Raw genomic sequence first — 18,548 nt, 5'->3', positions numbered from 1 at the left:
TGATTTCTCAACCGATTCATTGAGAAGCCCGCTGTAGCGGGACATTTAACAAATTCGTGCTAAAAAATGAGGCCCGATCTATTGCCTTAACCCAGGAGTTCAGGAGATATCATTCACTTGGGGATAGCCTGCCCCGGGCATCCCAAACGATCCTCCGTCCGTTTCTTTACTGGAAAAACATAGACTTGCTTCATGCTGCCTACCGATAATGATTTGAGGAAACAGCCCGAAAGGTTCAAAGGCTCCGGTAAAAAATGTCGTCGCCAGGTCAGGACAGTTGTTCTCCTCGCTCAGGTGTGCAAGAAACAAAGCCTCCAGTCCTGGCCAACGAATATCCTCCAGCAAGCGGCCGGCTTCGACATTGGACAAATGGCCATGACGACTGCGAATGCGCTGTTTCAAAGACCAGGGATAAGGCCCGTCTTGCAGCATCTGTTCATCATGGTTGGCTTCGAGAACCAGCACCCGGCACTGTTTCAATTGGTCTGCGGCAAGCCGGGTCGGCATGCCCAGGTCGGTGGCAAACCCGATCTTTCCTTCGGACGAATCAATCGTGAAACCGACCGGATTAACGGCATCATGGGTCGTGGAAAATGAAGATATGGCTAACCCGCGGAAAGAAAAACTTTCCCCGGCAATAAAATGATGCAAATCTTCAATGATTCCAAGTTTTGGTAAGGCGGCATGGGTTTGCCGGTCAATATAGACCGGCAGCTTGTAACGGCGCGCCAATGGGCCGATACCGCCGACATGATCATGGTGTTCGTGGGTCACGAGGATGGCGTTCAAGTCTTCCCCGGTCAGGCCGAGCGTGGCCAGACGGCGTTCCGTTTCTTTCCCCGACAGTCCGGCGTCAATCAATAACCTGCAGTCGTCTGCCTCAATTAAAGCACTGTTCCCGCGACTTCCGCTGGCCAGTAAACATACCCGCACGACACCGTTTCCTTTCGTCACCTGAAGGCGTTGCCCTTATACCTAAATTCCTCTCCTGCTGCAAGTAGAAAAGCACCCCCAAGGGTCAGGATTTTAGCGCAAAAGAGATTTGCAAAGGCCCTGTTTTTATGTACTCTTGAGCAGGTATCCACCCGGGCGGGCAACGGGCTGCCCAAGGCAGCAGAAATTAACATTATTCAATGTCGCATTTATGTTCTGATCTTTTATACTATGAAGCAACAAGGATTTTTTCACCAGTGCAAGGAGTCAGCATGTTCGAAAAAAAAACCATAGAAGATATCGCCGTAACCGGGAAACGGGTGTTTTGCCGGGTCGATTTCAATGTTCCCATCAACGATGAAGGAACAATCACCGATGACACACGCATCCAGGCCGCCTTACCGACCATCCGTTACCTGGTTGACCAGGGCGCCAAGGTTATTCTGGCCTCCCACCTCGGCCGCCCCAAAGGAGCTCCGGATCCGGCTTTCAGTTTGTGCCCGGTCGCCACCCATCTGAGCAACCTGCTCGGCAAACAGGTCATCATGGCCCCTGATTGCGTTGGGCCAAACATCAACATGCTGGCCGAGCAGTTGAACAACGGTTCGGTCATGCTGCTGGAAAATGTCCGTTTTCATCAGGGCGAGACCAAGAACGATCCCGAGTTTGCGAAAAAGCTCGCATCACTCGCCGAAATCTACGTCAACGATGCTTTCGGCACTGCCCATCGCGCCCATGCTTCAACCGAAGGAGTCGCCCGGTTGCTCCAGCCGGCAGTTGCCGGTTATCTGATGCAGAAAGAGCTGCAGTATCTCGGCAGCGCCCTGGCCAACCCGGAACGACCGTTTGTCGCCATCCTGGGCGGGGCCAAGGTCAGTGACAAGATTACCGTCATTGAAAACCTGCTGAGCAAAGTCGACAGTATTCTCATCGGCGGCGGGATGGCTTACACTTTCCTGAAAGCCCAGGGGATAGAGGTCGGTCAATCATTGGTCGAAGAGGACCGCATTGCCCTGGCAGGCGATCTGTTGACCATGGCCAAGGAGAAAAAGGTCGAATTCCTGTTGCCGACGGATCATGTCGTTGCCGAGGCCTTTGCCTCGGACAGTCCCAGTAAGATTGCCGGCAACGCCGATTTTCCCGCCGTCGGCATGGGACTGGATATCGGCCCGGAGACCATCAAGCTCTATGCAAAAAAAATCAGTACGGCAAAAACGGTAGTCTGGAACGGGCCGATGGGCGTGTTTGAGTTCGACGCTTTTGCCAAGGGAACCTTTGCCGTTGCCGAAGCACTGGCTGCGGCGGATTGTCTCTCTATTATCGGTGGTGGAGACTCCGTCGCCGCAGTCAACAAATCCAACCTGCAGGACAAAATGACCCATATTTCCACCGGCGGTGGTGCCTCTCTGGAGTTTTTGGAAGGCAAAGCCCTCCCTGGAGTTGTTGCCCTCACTGACAAATGATAACAGGAGAACATCATGCGCAGACCATTTATTGCCGGTAACTGGAAACTCCATAAAACCCTCGCGGAATCCCGCGACCTGGCTCAGCAGCTGTTTGTCGGTACGGCCGACGTCAAGGATCGCGATATTGTCATTGCCCCGGTCTTTACCGCCCTCGCCGCCGTCAATCAGGTGGTCGGTGACACCCACATCGGGCTGGCCGCTCAAAACTGTTATCCTGCCGATCAGGGAGCATTTACCGGAGAAGTCTCCCCGGCCCAGCTCAAAGACGCCGGCTGCGGCTATGTCATCATCGGCCACTCTGAACGGCGCCAGCTGTTTTCCGAAACAGATGAGTTCATCAATCAGAAAGTCCTCAAGTGCCTCGAAACCGGTTTGAACCCGATTTTGTGCATTGGCGAAACCCTGGAAGAGCGCGAAACGGATCAGATGCTGGAGGTCTTAACCCGCCAGGTCAAAGGCGGCCTCGCCGGTCTGACCGCAGAGCAGATGGAGCGGATTGTCATCGCGTACGAACCGGTCTGGGCGATCGGCACAGGAAAAACCGCGACAGATGAGCAGGCCCAGGAAGCACACTCGTTTATTCGCGGCCTCGTCCAGGGACTGTTTACGCCCGAGGTTGCCGCTGCGGTCCGCATTCTTTACGGCGGCAGTGTTAAGCCCGGTAATGTGGACGGCTTGATGGCCCAGGACGATATTGACGGTGCGCTGGTCGGAGGCGCCAGCCTTAATGCTGAGGATTTCTTGCGGATTATTAAGTTTCAGAGTTAATTCGAAGCAGAAAATCAGCTCCTCCTGAACTCAATTCCGGGCAGGCGAACAAATCAGTTTGCCTGCCCGGATCATTTCAGGTTAAACGAACAGACCTCTACAAAAAAAGCGACCAGCATGACGCTGATCGCTTTGGTGGTTATCGGTTTTAAATCAAAAAACAGCTGCTCAGGATTCCTTGAGCATGTAGCCTTGCCCCCGCACCGTATGAATCAGTTTCTTCTCGTAATCACGATCAACCTTGTTACGCAGGTAATTCACATAAACATCAATGATATTCGTGAATGAGTCAAACGTATAATCCCACACGTTTTCAGCAATCATGGCCCGAGTCAACACGCGGTTGGGATTGCGCATGAAGTATTCCATCAGCGCGTATTCTTTGGAGGTCAGATCAATTTCATGGTCTCCACGCCAGACCTTGTGAGCAACGGGGTCAAGACGCAGATCGGCAAAAAAGATTTCCGCACCACGATCTTTCGATCCTCTTCTGATCAATGCACGGCAACGCGCAACCAACTCGGCAAAAGCGAAAGGCTTGGCTAAATAGTCGTCAGCACCGATATCAAGTCCATTAACTTTGTCATCAACCGAATCACGTGCAGTCAGGCACAAAACCGGCGTCGAAATGTCCTTTTCACGCAATTCCTTGATGGCGGTCAGGCCATCCTTTTTAGGCAGCATGACATCCATCAGGATCAAATCGAAAGTCTTGGCCGTGGCTTTCGTGACTCCTTCTTCCCCATCGTAGGCGACATCGACCGTAAAACCTTCCTCTTCAAGCCCCCGTTGAATAAAACTTGCTACCTTTTTTTCATCTTCTACAACGAGAATCTGCATTCAACGTCTCCTTTTGGTAAATATAGCTACGCAGACCTAAAACCTGGATAATCAGTCGCACGCAACCTGAAAATTATAATAATAACTCTCTTATTAGACAAGACTAGCAGGATATGCTCTGTCACTCAAGATAAAATAGTTATTTTAGCGCGTTACATTAAAAATCCAGGGCAGGCACGGGATCTGACAGAAGATTAAAAATGCCGCCAGCAGCAACGAGGAGTAAGCCATCGGAACCAACGATATGCTCTTAACCTATTGATTCTTTTAAATAAAAAACGACATTCCCCCGCGCCACAGCCAAAACAGCCGCGGCGTCAACGGACTTGACAATTGCCAAGGGTGAAGAGCTGAGCAGAAAGCATCAGAATAGAAAATGCACCAAGAGATCAAGACGCCCTCTTTTCAGCAGTTTCTTACCGGAATAGCGCATGATTTCACGAACCCTGTCCCGATGACCGGGACGGTAGCAGTGAATATGACAGTGTTTGCAGGTCGGCTTATCCTCCAGCGGACACTGCAGACGCCGACTGATGGCATAGTTCAGAAAACTCCAACATTCAGGGCAATAGCGAAAACGTTTTGGAATTTGAAAGGAAGCGACTGTCGGATCATTCTTCTCAACAATCTGGTCACGATGATGGTCACGGCAATAAACCCAGGTAAATAAGGCCAAAACCTTCAGGTCTTTTTTTTCCCTGGAAGTTAATTCGGAATGCTCAGCAAGATCTCGATTCATACCGCCAGAATAACAGAAACGATTCCTGCAAAAATTGATTTCCGTCAAATTTCTTGAACTGCCGGCATTTGAGACGCTCCCTCACTCATCACGAAAACCTTCCGACAATTCATACAAGCGATCGGCATCCAGGATCTCAATCTTTTTCCCAGCTACCTGGATGATTTCTTCATCGGACAGTTTCCGCAACGTTCGCGACAAAGTCTCACTGGTGGTGCCCAAATTGGAGGCAAGCTGGGCTTTGGCCACAGGGAGGCTCAGGCTGCCCTTGCCATGGTCGGCCAGACTGAGTAAGTAACGGGCCAGCCGGGCTGGAACATCCCTGAAGGTCAAGTCTTCAATCTGGGTCGTGAACTGGCGCAGATACCTGGCCAGGCCTGCAATCATATTGATTGATAACTGTGAATGGTCATGGAGCAGCTGCAGAAAGTCATTTTTTGGGAAAAAATACAGCTCCGCCGCTGTCAGGGTTTCGGCAAAAGCGGGATAGCAGCCATCGGCAAAAATAGCTGCATCAGCAAAACTATTCCCAGGCTGGACCACATGGAGGATTCGCTCCTTGCCGCCGGGAGACAATTTATAGATTTTGACTTTCCCTGTGGCCACGACATAAAAGCCTGTAGCCCGCTCCCCCTCCTCAAAAAGAATCTCCCCGCGAGAGCATGAGCGCACTTTGATAATCGAAGAAAGAAGCCCGATATCACCCTCGGTCAACCCGGCAAACAGGTGACAATGCTGTATCACATCAAAACGAATCATAATCTTCCTATCAATATATGAATGCTCCCATCACGAATTGCCAAAATATCATATAGGCATCGGATACACCAGAGCAGCCCCTCAACCGTGGCAAAGCAGTTGGTGATCCAAGCAGGAGCAAGGACTGGTCACACCTGCCGAATTATCGACCCTATTTAAGACAAAAAGGGTAATATTTTAATGAGTCAGCCTGCCATTTCATCACCAGACGTGCAAGTATCTTAAATTATTAACCAATTCATAAGAAATAAAACTTCTTATAAAACAACACTTTGCAGGGTTTACTTTCTCAACAGCATCTGTTATAAAATCGATAATTTGCAACTGCCAAATTAATAATTCATCACAAATGAAAAGTTGATCCCATATGAAAATATCCTTAATTTCAATCCTCGTAACCCTCCTGGTCTGCCTGGCGTCACCCTCTTTTGCTTTAGATATTACCCTTTCCTGGGATGCCAGCCCTTCGGATTCCGTTGCCGGATACAAGGTTTATTACAACAAAGGCGATGACACACTCCCTCTGGAAGGAACAGGAGCCATCGAAGGGGACTCGCCGATTGATGTGGGAGACAATCTCAGCGCAAAATTGTCGGGGCTTGATGACAATGCCGTCTATTATTTCTCGGTTACGGCTTATGATGGCAGCGGCAACGAAAGCACCTTCTCCAACATCGTGAATAACAGCTGGCAGCCGCAATTGGTCTCACCGAGCAACCAACAGAGGGCTGCTTTCTCACCGGTCCTTTTTGAATGGGAGGCCGCTCCGGTCGGATATGACGTATCCTATATCCTTTTTTATGGCACAGATCGCCAAGAAGTCGAAAACGCCGGATTGCTTCCTCCGGTCTCTCCCATCAAGAAGCTCCCACCTCCGCACAAACTGCTGCCAACATTCTTTTTCAGCGCCTTGCTGGTGTTCTTTTTCGGGCGGATAAAAGTAATCCGGCAACGGCTGAACCCCGCTCCCCTTATGGCAGGGGCGCTGCTGACCTTAAGCCTTGCCCTGACCGCCTGCGGTGGCGGAGGGGGAAGTGGCAGCGGCAGTGATAACGGCAGCACGGTAGATAACGGGTCCACACCCTCGGGCACCGTGTTCAGTTCCGTCGATACGGGGACGGTCACCTCTCAGACCATCTATGATTTGGAAACGGGAACGACCTACTACTGGAAAGTTGTCGCGGTTGATGAAACAAATGCTGCTCTTGAGTATCAGAGTGACGTTTACAGCTTTACGACCAATTGAATAGCAAGCAGCACAGAGGACGTCGCTCTACCCTCGTCTCCCGTACGGTTAGTTCTCTATCCCAATTCCGGTCATTTTTGCCGCTGTCTACCTTCTGCCTTCTCGGCTTAGCCCCAGATAGGCCTGCGGCGGCACGCCTTGACAGCAACAAAAATGACTCAAAATTAATTCAAATAACTAACCGAACGGGACACTAGCAGTATGAAACGTTGAGTTCTATTTGTCATTCCGGCTGATGCAGTCCATGTTTCTTCAGCAGGTCATAAAAAGTCGGTCGACTGACTCCCAGGATTTCAGCTGATTTCTGAATATTCCCTTGAGTTTTTTCAAGGGTGGCTTGCAGCAGGCGATGTTCAACCTGATAGCGGGCCTCTTTTAAGGTCAGGCCTTCAGGCAGAAAGGCATCAGCGACCCCGACCGACTGGGCAGGTGCAGTGCCATTGACGTCCTCTTCTTCTCTGTCGATAAAACCAAGATCCCAAGGTTCAACAATGGGATTCTCTGCCATGACAATCGCTCGTTTGATTTTATTTTCCAGTTCCCGCACATTTCCCGGCCAGTCATAATCATACAGCCACTTGATGGCCGTGGAACTGAAGCCTCGAACCTTCTTCCCGAATTCCTGGGAAAAACGTTGTAAAAAAACGTTGGCCAGCAGTTCGATATCTTCACCACGGTCGCGCAACGGCGGCAAATCAATGGCAATAACTCCGATCCGATAAAAAAGATCTTCCCGAAACTCTCCTTTGCGGATCGATTGTTCAATATCGATATTGGTCGCAGCGATAATCCGCGTATCCACGGCGATATCTTCGCGTCCGCCGACCCGCTGGATGACTTTTTCCTGGAGAAAACGGAGCAATTTCACCTGCAGCAAAGTCGGCATTTCACCGATTTCGTCAAGAAACAGGGTTCCGCCCCCGGCAAACTCAACCTTGCCTAGAACGCGACTTTGGGCACCGGTAAAAGCCCCCTTCTCATGACCGAACAGTTCTGATTCCAAGAGATTTTCCGGAATAGCCCCGCAGTTTATGGCGACAAAATTATGCTCCCCACGCACCCCCTGCCGGTGAATAGCCTGAGCCACAACCTCTTTGCCGGTGCCGCTTTCTCCAAGAATAAGCACCGGAACATTTATCGAGGCCACCTTTTTGATGGTGGCAAACACCTTCTGCATTTGCGGGCACTGGCCGAAAATACCGCTAAACCCCTTGTCACGCTGTGAGGTTGCCTCCTGCAAGCGACGATTCTCCTGCTCAAGTGCGGCGACATGAAAAGCCCGCGACAGGATAATTTTCAACTCGGCCAGGTCGATGGGTTTATGATAAAAATCGTAAGCGCCCATATCGACTGCCGCCAGGGCGTTCTGATGTTCCTCATTGCCGGACAGAACAATCACCTTGGTCTCAGGATGCCTTTGCAGAATAAGTTGCAGACAGCGCAGCCCTTCGGTCGCGCCGTCGATATCCGGCGGCAGTCCCAGATCAAGGGTCACAACAGCTGGCTGGTGCTGCTCAAACAAGCTGATCGCCTCGGTCACGGACTCGGCCAAAAGAATGCGATAATCCTTACCCAGCCCCCATTTAAGCTGTTTTCTGATTTCACTGCTATCGTCAACAATCAGTAGTTTTTCCAAAGCCCTCTCCTGGATCTCACTCCCTGTTGCAAGGTTTTCATTTATATCGTGTAAGTCTTGAAGTGCGAAAAGGTTTACAGTGCATCCCCGAATGGCGCTTGTTTAAGTAACTTTGCAGTAAACTCGGGACTGTCCCCAGGGTCATCGGGGGCTGTCCCAAGAGTTTGCGAGCCATGAAACTGTCGCGGTTAGCACCGCAAAAACCTGGGACAGCCCCCGTGCGGGGACAGTCCCGGTTTTGCTGCCAGCGACTCTTAAACTAGCGCCATTCAGTGGATCCCCACGAAATCCATTACGTCTTAAGGTTCGCATACGCCTCGCCAGCCAGCGGCAGTAGCAAGGTAAAGGTCGTGCCCTCTTCCGGCTGGCTGACGACATCGATACTTCCACCATGGGCTTCCATAATCTGCCGGCATTGATACAGGCCGATTCCGAAGCCGTGTTTTTTGGTCGTGGCAAAGGGTTTGAATAATTTTTCCTCGATGAATTCGGCCGTCATCCCGCAGCCCTTATCGGTGACCCGGACAAACGCCTGCCGGGAAGCCCGGCCATATTCGATTGTGACCGCATGACTGTCAGCCGAGGCCTCAAGAGCATTTACCAGCAGGTTGAGAATGACTTTATAGATCTCCTCATCATCGGCAGCGATCTCAACCGGCTCACCTGCAGCGGAAATATGTCCACCGGCAGTTTCAACAGCCTCATTGACAATTTTTTCAAGATTGGCAGTGGCAACAACAAGGACCGGTTTTTCTTTCAGGTTTTTCAGGCGCAAAATCAGCCCATTCATATTTGTAACAGTATTGCCGATCGTTTCAAGCATATCTTTTTGAAATTCAGGATCCGTGATGTATTCGCGGGCGTTATCCAACATCAACGATAACCCTGAAACCTGATTTTTAAGGTCATGCAAAACAAACGTCGCGACTTTGCCGATCGCCGCTAGTTCACGAGTTGCTGTCAACTGTTCAGACAGACGCAGGCCCTGCACCGTTGCGATGGACTGTCCGGCCAGCATCCGCAACAGATCAAAGTCCTCATAGGACAATTCTTCAGGATTGATCTGCTCAGCCAGGATCACAAAGCCGGCCAATTCTTCATCAAAAAACATTGGCACAACCAGGAAGATACCAGAATGGCCAAAGGTATGAATCATAGACCCGTCCAGATCCGGATTTTCTTCCCGCATATTCACAATCCAGTTTTTCTGTTGCAGCTTTTCGATCAGCGGGTCATCCAACGGAAACGGTCGCCAATCTCTCATAAGATTGAATGCCGCGCTCGGGAGATATTCACCGGTTTCCGAATCATGTAAATAAAGAGCGGCCCCTTTGCATGCCAACGGCTCGCAGAACAGATCAAGAATGCCTTGCTGAAGTTCAGCCAAAGAGTCACTGACCGTGATTTTTTTTACGAAGCCTTCCCATTGGTCGCGATAGTCGTATTTACTCTGGTAAAAATTTTTATGCAAAATGACTTTGAATTTACGGCGGGACTTCTCCGATACAAAAACACCGACCAAGCCAAGACTGGCAACGATCATGATGATATAAAAAACCGGCTTGGCATTGCTGACATTCAAATATCGAAGTCCTTCACCAACAATGCCCAGGATAATCAGATACCCCCCGACAATAAGCAGAACAAAAGAACGGTGGGCAATCCCCCGCGATAATGCTAAGCGCCCCCCCTGCTTATCTCGAAAAAGCCTTGAATAACAAACCAATGCTATCGCCGCCAGGGCCGCCAGGACCAGAAGTTCCAGGTAACTCAAATTGATGGAGCGGTACAGAAGACTATGACTGTAGTACAGAGCACAGGAGGCAAGCAGCAAACCGCTGCCGATGATTTCAATTTTAACGCGCCAGCGCTGCAAACTGTGCAGCCCGGTAAAGGTTCGCTCCAACTGAACCAGGCCGAAGACCAGAAAAACCATCAGCAACAAATAAACACAAAATCCCTGATCGGTCAGGAAAAACATCTTTTCCTGTGCAAAATCAGGGGCAAAGATCAACTGGTTTAGCGGGGTCATGACAACATAAACCAGCATTCCACAAGCGACAACAACCGAAGCCCAAAAACCAAAACCAAGGTAAATCTTTGAGTTATCCCGGAATATGGTTTTGGTATAAAAATACAAACACACCGCCAATAGGACATCGCCAGTAACGGCTATCTTCTGCCAAATGACAAAATCAGCGTTGCTGAGCAAGAGATGAATATCAGCAAAGGAGAGGCCGGCCAGAACCAGTAAAGAAAGAACATAAAGATAGGTCGCCACCGGGTAGGAACGGCGATTTACAAAAAGAATGCACGCCCCGATTAAAGCAACAATAATCAGCAATGACAGAAATAAAATCGTGAGCATGTGCCTGCACCCTGAAACGTGATGAATGAATCGTGAATAAAAACCAATAGTGCTTCACAATTCTGAACAGTCTACCATGCCATTAATGAGGACAACAGTCACAAATTACTGAGGAATCAGGTTGTTGAAAAACGGGTTTAACAGGCAGGTTTTCAGGAACCTGCTATGACAATCTCAATCTGTGCTGACAACAAGCTTAATTCATCTTTCAATGCTGATTTGGCCGCAGCATCCCCATGGACCAGATAGATCTTTTCCGGTTTTTTGCGCATTCTCCTGACAAAGTTGACCAGGTTATGCTGATCGGCATGGGCAGAGTATCCGGAAAGGTTGTGAACGGCAGCGGCAATGGGATAGCGCTTGTTCTCCAGCACCACATAACCATGTTTCGGGCCGTATTCCTGCAGGGCACGCCCGGGAGTCCCGGCTGCCTGATAACCGACAAAAACGACATCAGTCCGTTCATCGCCCAGCAAGGCTTTCAGGTAATTGACGATCCGACCGCCACTACACATTCCGCCACCGGCTATGACAATACAGGGCCGCCCAGTTTTTTTCAGGTATTTAACCGTATGCAGATGATCGGCGTGCGATCCGATGGTGGTGAGCTGTTCAAAAGAGAGCGGATGCCTTCCGGCTGCCACTTTCTTTCTCGCCTCAGCATCCCAGAACGGCTTCAGTTGCCGGAATGATTCAGTAAATCGGCTGGCCAACGGCGAATCAACAATGATCTCCAGGTCATGCCAAGGCAGCCCGGCTGCGGCATTGCGTCCTTTTGACCGGTCAATGATATCTTCCAGTTCATACAGCAATTCCTGAGTCCTGCCCAGGCTGAAGGCCGGTATCAAAACGACACCGCGGTTTTCCAGAGCCTTCTCAATAACACGCTGCAAGTGCCGACGACGATCCCGGCGCAACGGGTGGCAGCGGTCGCCATAAGTGCTTTCCAGAACCAGGATATCCGCCCGATAAGGCGATCTGGGCGCTGGCAGCAGCGGAGCATATGGAGCCCCAAGGTCGCCGGAAAAAACCAGGCGCTTTCCAGCGCAGTCACATTCCACATACGCAGAGCCAAGAACATGACCGGCCGGTTTAAGCTTGATTTGCAACGGGGCTGCCCCCAGAGGAATATTCTGCCACAGCCCGTATTTGATCGGGCGTAACAACGCATTTATTTTATCCAGGAATTTTTCAATCAGCCGCTGATCCCTGGTAAAACCAATTTTAACGGCATCTTCCAACATCAGCGGCAACAGCGCTGCAGTTGCCTCAGAGCAATAAATTGGCCCGCTAAACCCTGCCGCCAACAGGTATGGAATACGGCCGACATGATCAATGTGGACATGGGTTAAAACCAGAGCCTTGATCTGCCCAACGGGAAAGTCCATTTCAAGAGCATGATTCTCATCCCCCTGAAACAGTCCACAATCAATCAAAATGGAATGATCGGCATCAACACGCAGCTCATGACAAGAACCGGTGACACCTTGGGTCGCACCATGGAAGACAATATCCGGATAAATCACTTTCCCCTCTCCCTAAGAATAGCCGCAGATGAACACAGATTATCGCAGATAAATTGAAAACAAATTCGTCAGAATTAAGAGTGTACAGGTGAGGCTTGAAATCTCATTTCGGTAAAGATGCAGAAATGGTCGGGGCAAAGCCCTTAATAAATGATTTCCCTATCTCCAGCGCCGCCTCTTCAGAGGTGGTGACCGGCACGGAAATTCTAATAAAAGACGATTCGCGCCGGTTATGCAACATGGAATTTTTGGCCATGGAGAATTTCAAGGCATATTCGTTGGTGAGATACCGATCCCCAACCTGGAACCAGTACAGGAACAGCTGCTTCTCACTATCTTTTTGATACAGCGAGCTGACATAGGAAACGACCGTGCCATTGACATCCAGCTGGTGAACTTCAGCATTGACCCGATCCCAGCCACTTCCCGGAAGACACTGCTTGGGAGAATGGATCGGCCCGCTGTCAGGCCCGCCGTCATGGTAGCCGACATAAAGTGAAGCGACATCTCCACTGCTGTCCTGATAGGTTCGTGACAGATAATCCGTCGGTAGCAAAACTTCCAGCACCCGCGTATCGAACCGCGCCTGCCCGGTCATTACCCAATCCCCCTGTTTTTGCGGAAAAAGATTAAGGGGTTTATTCACCGGCACCGATGCCTCAGAACGGGTATGAACATACAATGCCGTCATCCCGAGGAGAAGGTAAAGGATTATAAATCGCCAGGTTTTGATGTTAGACATAAAAGAACCTTTATCATACTCCACGGAAAGCACAGAACTCACGGACAAAAATCAAAAGACAATTCGCTCTACAGTTGCTTTTGGGAATGAACCAAAATTGACCAACAACCCAAGCTTTTTACTTGTTGCTTTAAGATAATTCATGATTTGAGCCTGATGCTCGCCCGTGACGTTTGAAACGGCCTTTATCTCGACGATAATATCGTCAAAACAGATAAAATCAGGGATATAGGTTTGCTTCAACACCTGACCTTTATAGGTCAAATTCAGTCGATGCTGAGCCAAATAAGGGATTTTTCTTTTCCGGAATTCAATTTCCAGACATTCTTGATATACAGATTCAAGAAAACCACAGCCTAGCTCCCTGTACACTTCAAAAACAGCGCCACGTATTTCGTAGGTCTGACTCTCAAATAAAAGTTTAATTTCAGGTCTATTTTCCGTGCGTTCAGTGTCTTCCGTGGACATTTTCCCTTCCCCCTATAGAAAACCGCCCATCTGCATATACATCTGCGGCTAATTAAGAATCTTTCTCAACACTCCGCTTGCCACAAACAACAGCACCATCGCGAGCAGGAACACACCCATACCGGCAAATTCGTGAAAGAAACCTTCTGCGGCGGCAGTTCCGTAATATTGGGCCAGATAGCCAGTCCCGATGACCCGGAACATATTGGTCACAACCGCAATCGGCACTGTCAGCGCAACTAGCAAAATCATCGCGACTTTTCTTCTTTGGGTCAACACGGCCAGAGCGACCCCCAAGGCCAGCAAGGACATCAACGAGCGCAAACCGCTGCAGGCATCAGCCACTTCCAACACGGTATTAGGAAACATGATGATGTTGCCTTCGCGCAGAACCACAACTCCCATCAGCTTAAGAGCGAGAACAGAGAACTTGGCAACAAACAGTTTGAGAGGAAAGGCCATGGCATCATAAATGATGTATGGCAGGGGGATCATAAAAAAAAGGAATGCAATTGGTAATGCCAAAGATTTTAGCCACTGCCAGCCCAGCAAAAAAAGCACGATGCCGGCAAGCAAAAAAACCATTGAGGCACGCCGGGTAAAATATTCCTGGGCGGCAATGCCAACCATCAGCACAAACAATGAAAAAGCAATCAGCACAAGACCCGAGTTTGCCGGTTTTGCCGGCAATTGCTGAAGTCGTTCACGCTGTTGCCAGATGAAATAAGCGGAAATAAATGGAACCAGAAAGCCGTGTGAATAATTTGGATCATTTGACCAGTCCAGATACAACCCATTCAAAATCTGAAAATAGACAGCCACAAATGCAAGAATGGCACAACCAATCAGTATAAATGGACGGGAATTCAGATTTGTTTGCAAGACAGTCAACCCCCTTCAAAAAAACATTCAAATCGTACCACAAACATATCCATATGAATCAAATTTTCATCCAGCAGTTTCAACGGGGCAACATCTGATCTACAAGGAATATTTCTTTATTCATAGCATGCGGGAATAGGCGTTCTGATAATTTTATTCCCACCTGCATTGACCATTGCTTTCCACAACACGGGGCGTTCATAGCCGACCCAGACCGGATGATGTCCATTACCACTCTTATCAGAAATATCGTCAGGGGTTGGATTCAGATTCTGGTACCAGGGTTTGCGCACAGATGCAGGCGAACTGATCTCCTTGGTAATTTCGTCCAAAGTCATTGCTGAATCGTAAAATTGAAAGCCACGAAGCACTCCATTCCAAACCTCATTTCCCTGGTTCCAAGGAGCATCACCAACAACCAGAACAGGCGCCGGCGGATTAGCGTAGCGCTTACCTGTATAGCGAATCACCCTGGACCGGTCGGGCCAATCCCAAAAAAATTCATAAACCGCAGTATCACCAATTTCTCGGCAGATTGCCACCTGCACATACCAACGGTCATACACAACGTACTCTAAACTAAGATGATCTCCGCCGGGTGGTGCGGCAACTTCCCAAAACTGTTGCTGATCGGTATTCCAATCCGGATAAGGGTGAAAACCATAATAAGTATTTGAAGGATGAAATACGCCGTTATTTCCCCAAAAAAATGAGGTGTAATACGATTGTTGCTGGCGTGGATAAGCTCGCCAGATGTAGGTTGCAGGAAAGGCCGCTAACGGTACGGCAAACTCGAACCGCAATGTTGTGTTGACCCCTGCGTTTCCAGGAAAATCAAGTCCGCTGATCAGTTCCAGCGGAGTAATCACCAAGAGAACTTCAGCTTTCTGCTCGCCATTACTGGCCTGGACCAAAACCTTACCCGGCGCAAGTGCGCTAACGACACCGTCTTGAGAAACGGTTGCCCGAGATGGCTGTTCCGTTTTCCAGACTATCGGCAGGTTCTTTTTGCCGCTCGCCAACGAAACAACAAGCGGGAGTTTTTCTCCCACCATCAAACTTCCGGATAACGGTGAAATGGAAAACCCACTATGCTTCGACTCAACCACATGAACAGTTACAGTCTCACTGCATTTTTCACTTATTGCAGTAATCTCAGCCATACCAATCGCATGAGCGACTACCTGCCCTTTTGCATCGACACTGACAAGATCAGGACGGTTTGAACTCCAACTGACAGATCTACCGGCCCTGCCCTTAGTATCGGCAATAACTGTCATTGTTTTAACTTCAGAACCAACGATATGGCTCGCACCCTCTTTTCGATGCGGCAACATATTTCCGGCAGCATCACCAAGGGTGGCAGACAACTGCAATTTCTGCCCAACCGCTAAAGAGACCTCGGCTGGAGACACTTGAATTGATGCAACCGGTACCGGTGTTGATATTTTAGTACCGGAGGCCTCCACCGCACGTTTGCATCCACCCGAAAGCAGAAGTAAACAAATAATGATTAGAAAGCAGCGATAACTAAAAATAGACTGCCTTGATTGCTTAGTAAATAATTCGGTATAGAAAGATCTCATAATAACCGTCTATTTTCACTACCGACTCAATGATTTTCCCCGGAAACTGCTCGTTGCCAATCTGAAAACTTATGCGTTGACGTCCGGAGTTTCCGGATGCCAACTAATTACGATTCGGAGTTTTCCGTATGGTAATTAAATGCAGATAGCCTTTTACCGCCAACAGCCACGCGTATCTATAAGAACTTTGGCCTTCAGCAGTTCATGATCGATTTCCTTGAACTCATCATGATCGACCAGCAGAACCAGGATATCCGCTTCCTTAAGCACATCATGAAGATCATGAAGCGGAAGCGGGCTATGACCATTGACCACATTCGGCTCACAAGCCATGACCTTACCGATCTGCATGCGTTCCAGCTGCTGAGCAATCTGCAACGCCGGAGACTCCCTTAAATCATCAATATTTGCTTTAAATGCAAGCCCCAGGCAGCCGATGACAGGATCTCTGAAGCGATCCGCTTTTTGTTTGATTTTCTCCAGCACCCAGTGTGGTTTTCCATCATTCACCTCGCGGGCGGTACGAATCAATCGCGCGGTCTCAGGGGCAGCATGGACGACAAACCAAGGATCGACAGCGATACAATGTCCCCCGACGCCAGGCCCAGGGCTTAAAATATTAACACGAGGGTGCTTGTTAGCCAACTCAATCAATTCCCAGACATTGATCGACAACCGATCACAGATCAGGGACAGCTCATTGGCAAAAGCGATATTGACATCACGAAAAGAGTTTTCGACCAACTTGGCCATTTCAGCGGTCCGGCTGTCGGTCAGAAAAATCTTCCCGCTGCAAAACGATTTATACAGAGACTGAGCCTTCTGGGCCGACTCCTTATCTACGCCACCAACAATGCGATCATTATCAACAAGTTCACGGAGAATACTGCCGGGCAAAACCCGCTCCGGACAATGGGCCACATAAATGCGGCCATGCTTCTTTTGCGGATCAACTTCGGCAAGGTCAGGACGTTCCCGGTAAATAATGTCCCGAATCATCTCTGTCGCTCCAACCGGGGAAGTTGATTCAAGAATCACCAGGTTCCCTTCTTCCAGATAAGGGCAAATTGCCTTGGTCGCAGCTTCAACATAACTCAAATCCGGAATTTTCTCGTGGGCTTCTGCATCGGCAACAAAAGGGGTCGGTACCGCCAGAATAAAAGCATCGGCCTGTTCAGGAGTCATGGACGCTTTCAGGTTCCCGCTGTTAACCGCTGATTTGACCAGGATATCGAGATCAGGTTCGACAATATGAATTTTACCGTGATTTATGGTATCAACCGCTGAAGCATTAACGTCCACTCCCAAGACCTGCAACCCTTTGGTAGCCAGCATCGATGCTGTCGGCAAGCCGATATAACCAAGTCCCATGACAACTATTTTTTGATAATTTTGCATATGTCAGTCCCGTTCCCAGTTGAAGATAAAAAATCAGGCAAAATAATTTTCAAGCAACGTTACAATCCGCTGACTCGCATGTCCGTCTCCATACGGGTTATGCGCTTCGCTCATACGCCGATATTTGTTCTGATCCGTTAATAAAGCCGCGGCAGCGGAATAAATTCGCTCTGCGTCAGTGCCAACAAGCTCAACAGTGCCGGCAACAACCGCCTCGGGCCGCTCAGTTGTGTCACGCATCACCAACACCGGCTTGCCCAATGATGGGGCTTCTTCCTGAATACCGCCAGAATCAGTGATAATCAGGTAGGATCGATCCATTAAATACACGAAAGGCAGGTAATCCAAAGGATCAATCAAGTGCACATTATTGCCGGGGGTCGCGCCAAGAATCCGTCGCACCGGAGCCTGAACATTCGGATTCAAATGCACCGGGTAGACAATTTCCGTATCCGGAAAGGTTTCCGCGATTCGGGCCAGGGCCTGACAAATATTCTCAAACCCTGCTCCAAAATTTTCCCGCCGATGTCCGGTAACCAGAATCAGTCTTTTTTCAGGATCAAGAAAAGAAAATTGTTCAGCGAACCGCCCTTGGAGCAGTCTGTCCTCACGAATAGAACTGACCACCTCAAGCAAGGCGTCGATGACCGTATTTCCGGTAATGTGAATGTTCTCCGTCGGGATACCCTCACGAAGCAGGTTTTCTCGGGCCGTGAGAGTTGGTGCAAAATGCAGATCAGCAATATGACCGGTAAGGCAGCGGTTGATTTCCTCAGGAAACGGTGCGGCCTTGTTGCCGGTCCGCAGCCCCGCTTCGACATGCCCAACCGGGATACGCAGATAAAAAGCCGCCAGCGCTGCACTCATTGTCGTCGTCGTGTCACCATGGACCAGAATCATGTCAGGCCGATAGCCCTCCAACACCGGCTTCAGGCCAAGTAAAACATGGCTGGTCACGTCAAACAGGTCTTGCCCGGGCGCCATGATATTCAAATCGAACTGTGGCCTGATCTGAAACAGGTTCAACACCTGATCCAGCATTTGCCGATGTTGAGCCGTCACACAAACAGCTGACTCCAGCAGATCGGACGTTTCAAGGGCCTTAACAACAGGAGCCATTTTAATGGCTTCAGGGCGAGTGCCGAAAATTGAGAGAATCTTTTTTATAGCCATATTATCGCCATAATTAAA

16 protein-coding genes are annotated in these 18,548 nt (G+C 49.4%); 3 read left to right on the top strand and 13 right to left on the bottom strand.

Going from position 1 to position 18,548, the window contains the following annotated elements; translation table 11 throughout:
* Window positions 1-99: 99 nt before the first annotated feature.
* Complete coding sequence (locus tag N909_RS0119930) at window positions 100-933, bottom strand: MBL fold metallo-hydrolase (RefSeq protein WP_051689979.1); 834 nt, start codon at window positions 931-933, stop codon at window positions 100-102.
* 272 nt (window positions 934-1,205) lie between these two features.
* Between N909_RS0119930 and N909_RS0119925 the strand changes: the two genes are divergently transcribed.
* Window positions 1,206-2,396 (top strand): phosphoglycerate kinase, encoded by a 1,191-nt coding sequence (locus N909_RS0119925; protein WP_029917892.1) that lies wholly within the window; start codon window positions 1,206-1,208, stop codon window positions 2,394-2,396.
* A 15-nt stretch (window positions 2,397-2,411) separates the two neighbouring features.
* On the top strand, window positions 2,412-3,167 hold the full coding sequence (gene tpiA, locus N909_RS0119920) for a triose-phosphate isomerase (RefSeq protein WP_029917891.1): 756 nt from the start codon (window positions 2,412-2,414) through the stop codon (window positions 3,165-3,167).
* Window positions 3,168-3,335: 168 nt separating this feature from the next.
* On the opposite strand, the gene N909_RS0119915 is transcribed toward tpiA, so the two are convergent.
* From N909_RS0119915 to N909_RS0119905, 3 genes are all read right to left on the bottom strand, one after another.
* Window positions 3,336-4,007 carry a response regulator gene (locus tag N909_RS0119915; RefSeq protein ID WP_029917890.1) on the bottom strand — a complete coding sequence of 224 codons (672 nt, stop codon included), beginning with the start codon at window positions 4,005-4,007 and terminating at the stop codon, window positions 3,336-3,338.
* A gap of 364 nt (window positions 4,008-4,371) precedes the next feature.
* Window positions 4,372-4,746 (bottom strand): nitrous oxide-stimulated promoter family protein, encoded by a 375-nt coding sequence (locus tag N909_RS26510; protein ID WP_029917889.1) that lies wholly within the window; start codon window positions 4,744-4,746, stop codon window positions 4,372-4,374.
* 81 nt (window positions 4,747-4,827) lie between these two features.
* The gene (locus tag N909_RS0119905; RefSeq protein ID WP_029917888.1) at window positions 4,828-5,505 is read right to left on the bottom strand and encodes a Crp/Fnr family transcriptional regulator; all 678 of its coding nucleotides are present in this window, start codon (window positions 5,503-5,505) and stop codon (window positions 4,828-4,830) included.
* A 367-nt stretch (window positions 5,506-5,872) separates the two neighbouring features.
* On the opposite strand from N909_RS0119905, the gene N909_RS0119900 reads away from it, so the two are divergent.
* Window positions 5,873-6,751: a fibronectin type III domain-containing protein gene (locus N909_RS0119900; protein WP_029917887.1), complete on the top strand. Its 879-nt coding sequence runs from the start codon at window positions 5,873-5,875 to the stop codon at window positions 6,749-6,751.
* Between the two features lie 223 nt (window positions 6,752-6,974).
* On the opposite strand, the gene prsR is transcribed toward N909_RS0119900, so the two are convergent.
* From prsR to wecB, 9 genes are all read right to left on the bottom strand, one after another.
* The gene (prsR, locus tag N909_RS0119895) at window positions 6,975-8,387 is read right to left on the bottom strand and encodes a PEP-CTERM-box response regulator transcription factor (RefSeq protein WP_029917886.1); all 1,413 of its coding nucleotides are present in this window, start codon (window positions 8,385-8,387) and stop codon (window positions 6,975-6,977) included.
* A 292-nt stretch (window positions 8,388-8,679) separates the two neighbouring features.
* Window positions 8,680-10,755 (bottom strand): XrtA/PEP-CTERM system histidine kinase PrsK, encoded by a 2,076-nt coding sequence (gene prsK, locus N909_RS0119890; protein ID WP_051689978.1) that lies wholly within the window; start codon window positions 10,753-10,755, stop codon window positions 8,680-8,682.
* Between the two features lie 152 nt (window positions 10,756-10,907).
* Complete coding sequence (locus N909_RS0119885) at window positions 10,908-12,278, bottom strand: MBL fold metallo-hydrolase (RefSeq protein ID WP_029917884.1); 1,371 nt, start codon at window positions 12,276-12,278, stop codon at window positions 10,908-10,910.
* A 106-nt stretch (window positions 12,279-12,384) separates the two neighbouring features.
* Window positions 12,385-13,023: an exosortase C-terminal domain/associated protein EpsI gene (locus N909_RS0119880; protein ID WP_029917883.1), complete on the bottom strand. Its 639-nt coding sequence runs from the start codon at window positions 13,021-13,023 to the stop codon at window positions 12,385-12,387.
* A 51-nt stretch (window positions 13,024-13,074) separates the two neighbouring features.
* Entirely contained in the window at window positions 13,075-13,491 is a 417-nt protein-coding gene (locus N909_RS0119875) for a GxxExxY protein (RefSeq protein WP_036684177.1), read from the bottom strand.
* 48 nt (window positions 13,492-13,539) lie between these two features.
* The gene (gene xrtA, locus N909_RS0119870) at window positions 13,540-14,373 is read right to left on the bottom strand and encodes an exosortase A (RefSeq protein ID WP_036684175.1); all 834 of its coding nucleotides are present in this window, start codon (window positions 14,371-14,373) and stop codon (window positions 13,540-13,542) included.
* Between the two features lie 116 nt (window positions 14,374-14,489).
* Window positions 14,490-15,959 (bottom strand): Ig-like domain-containing protein, encoded by a 1,470-nt coding sequence (locus N909_RS25405; protein ID WP_084167835.1) that lies wholly within the window; start codon window positions 15,957-15,959, stop codon window positions 14,490-14,492.
* A gap of 153 nt (window positions 15,960-16,112) precedes the next feature.
* Window positions 16,113-17,357 carry a UDP-N-acetyl-D-mannosamine dehydrogenase gene (gene wecC / locus N909_RS0119860; RefSeq protein WP_029917879.1) on the bottom strand — a complete coding sequence of 415 codons (1,245 nt, stop codon included), beginning with the start codon at window positions 17,355-17,357 and terminating at the stop codon, window positions 16,113-16,115.
* A 33-nt stretch (window positions 17,358-17,390) separates the two neighbouring features.
* Entirely contained in the window at window positions 17,391-18,530 is a 1,140-nt protein-coding gene (gene wecB / locus N909_RS0119855) for a non-hydrolyzing UDP-N-acetylglucosamine 2-epimerase (protein WP_029917878.1), read from the bottom strand.
* Window positions 18,531-18,548 lie beyond the last annotated feature (18 nt).

The sequence above is a fragment of the Pelobacter seleniigenes DSM 18267 genome, assembly GCF_000711225.1.
GTDB classification, from domain to species: Bacteria; Desulfobacterota; Desulfuromonadia; order Desulfuromonadales; family Geopsychrobacteraceae; genus Seleniibacterium; species Seleniibacterium seleniigenes.
This window is presented reverse-complemented; position numbering and strand designations above follow the sequence as displayed.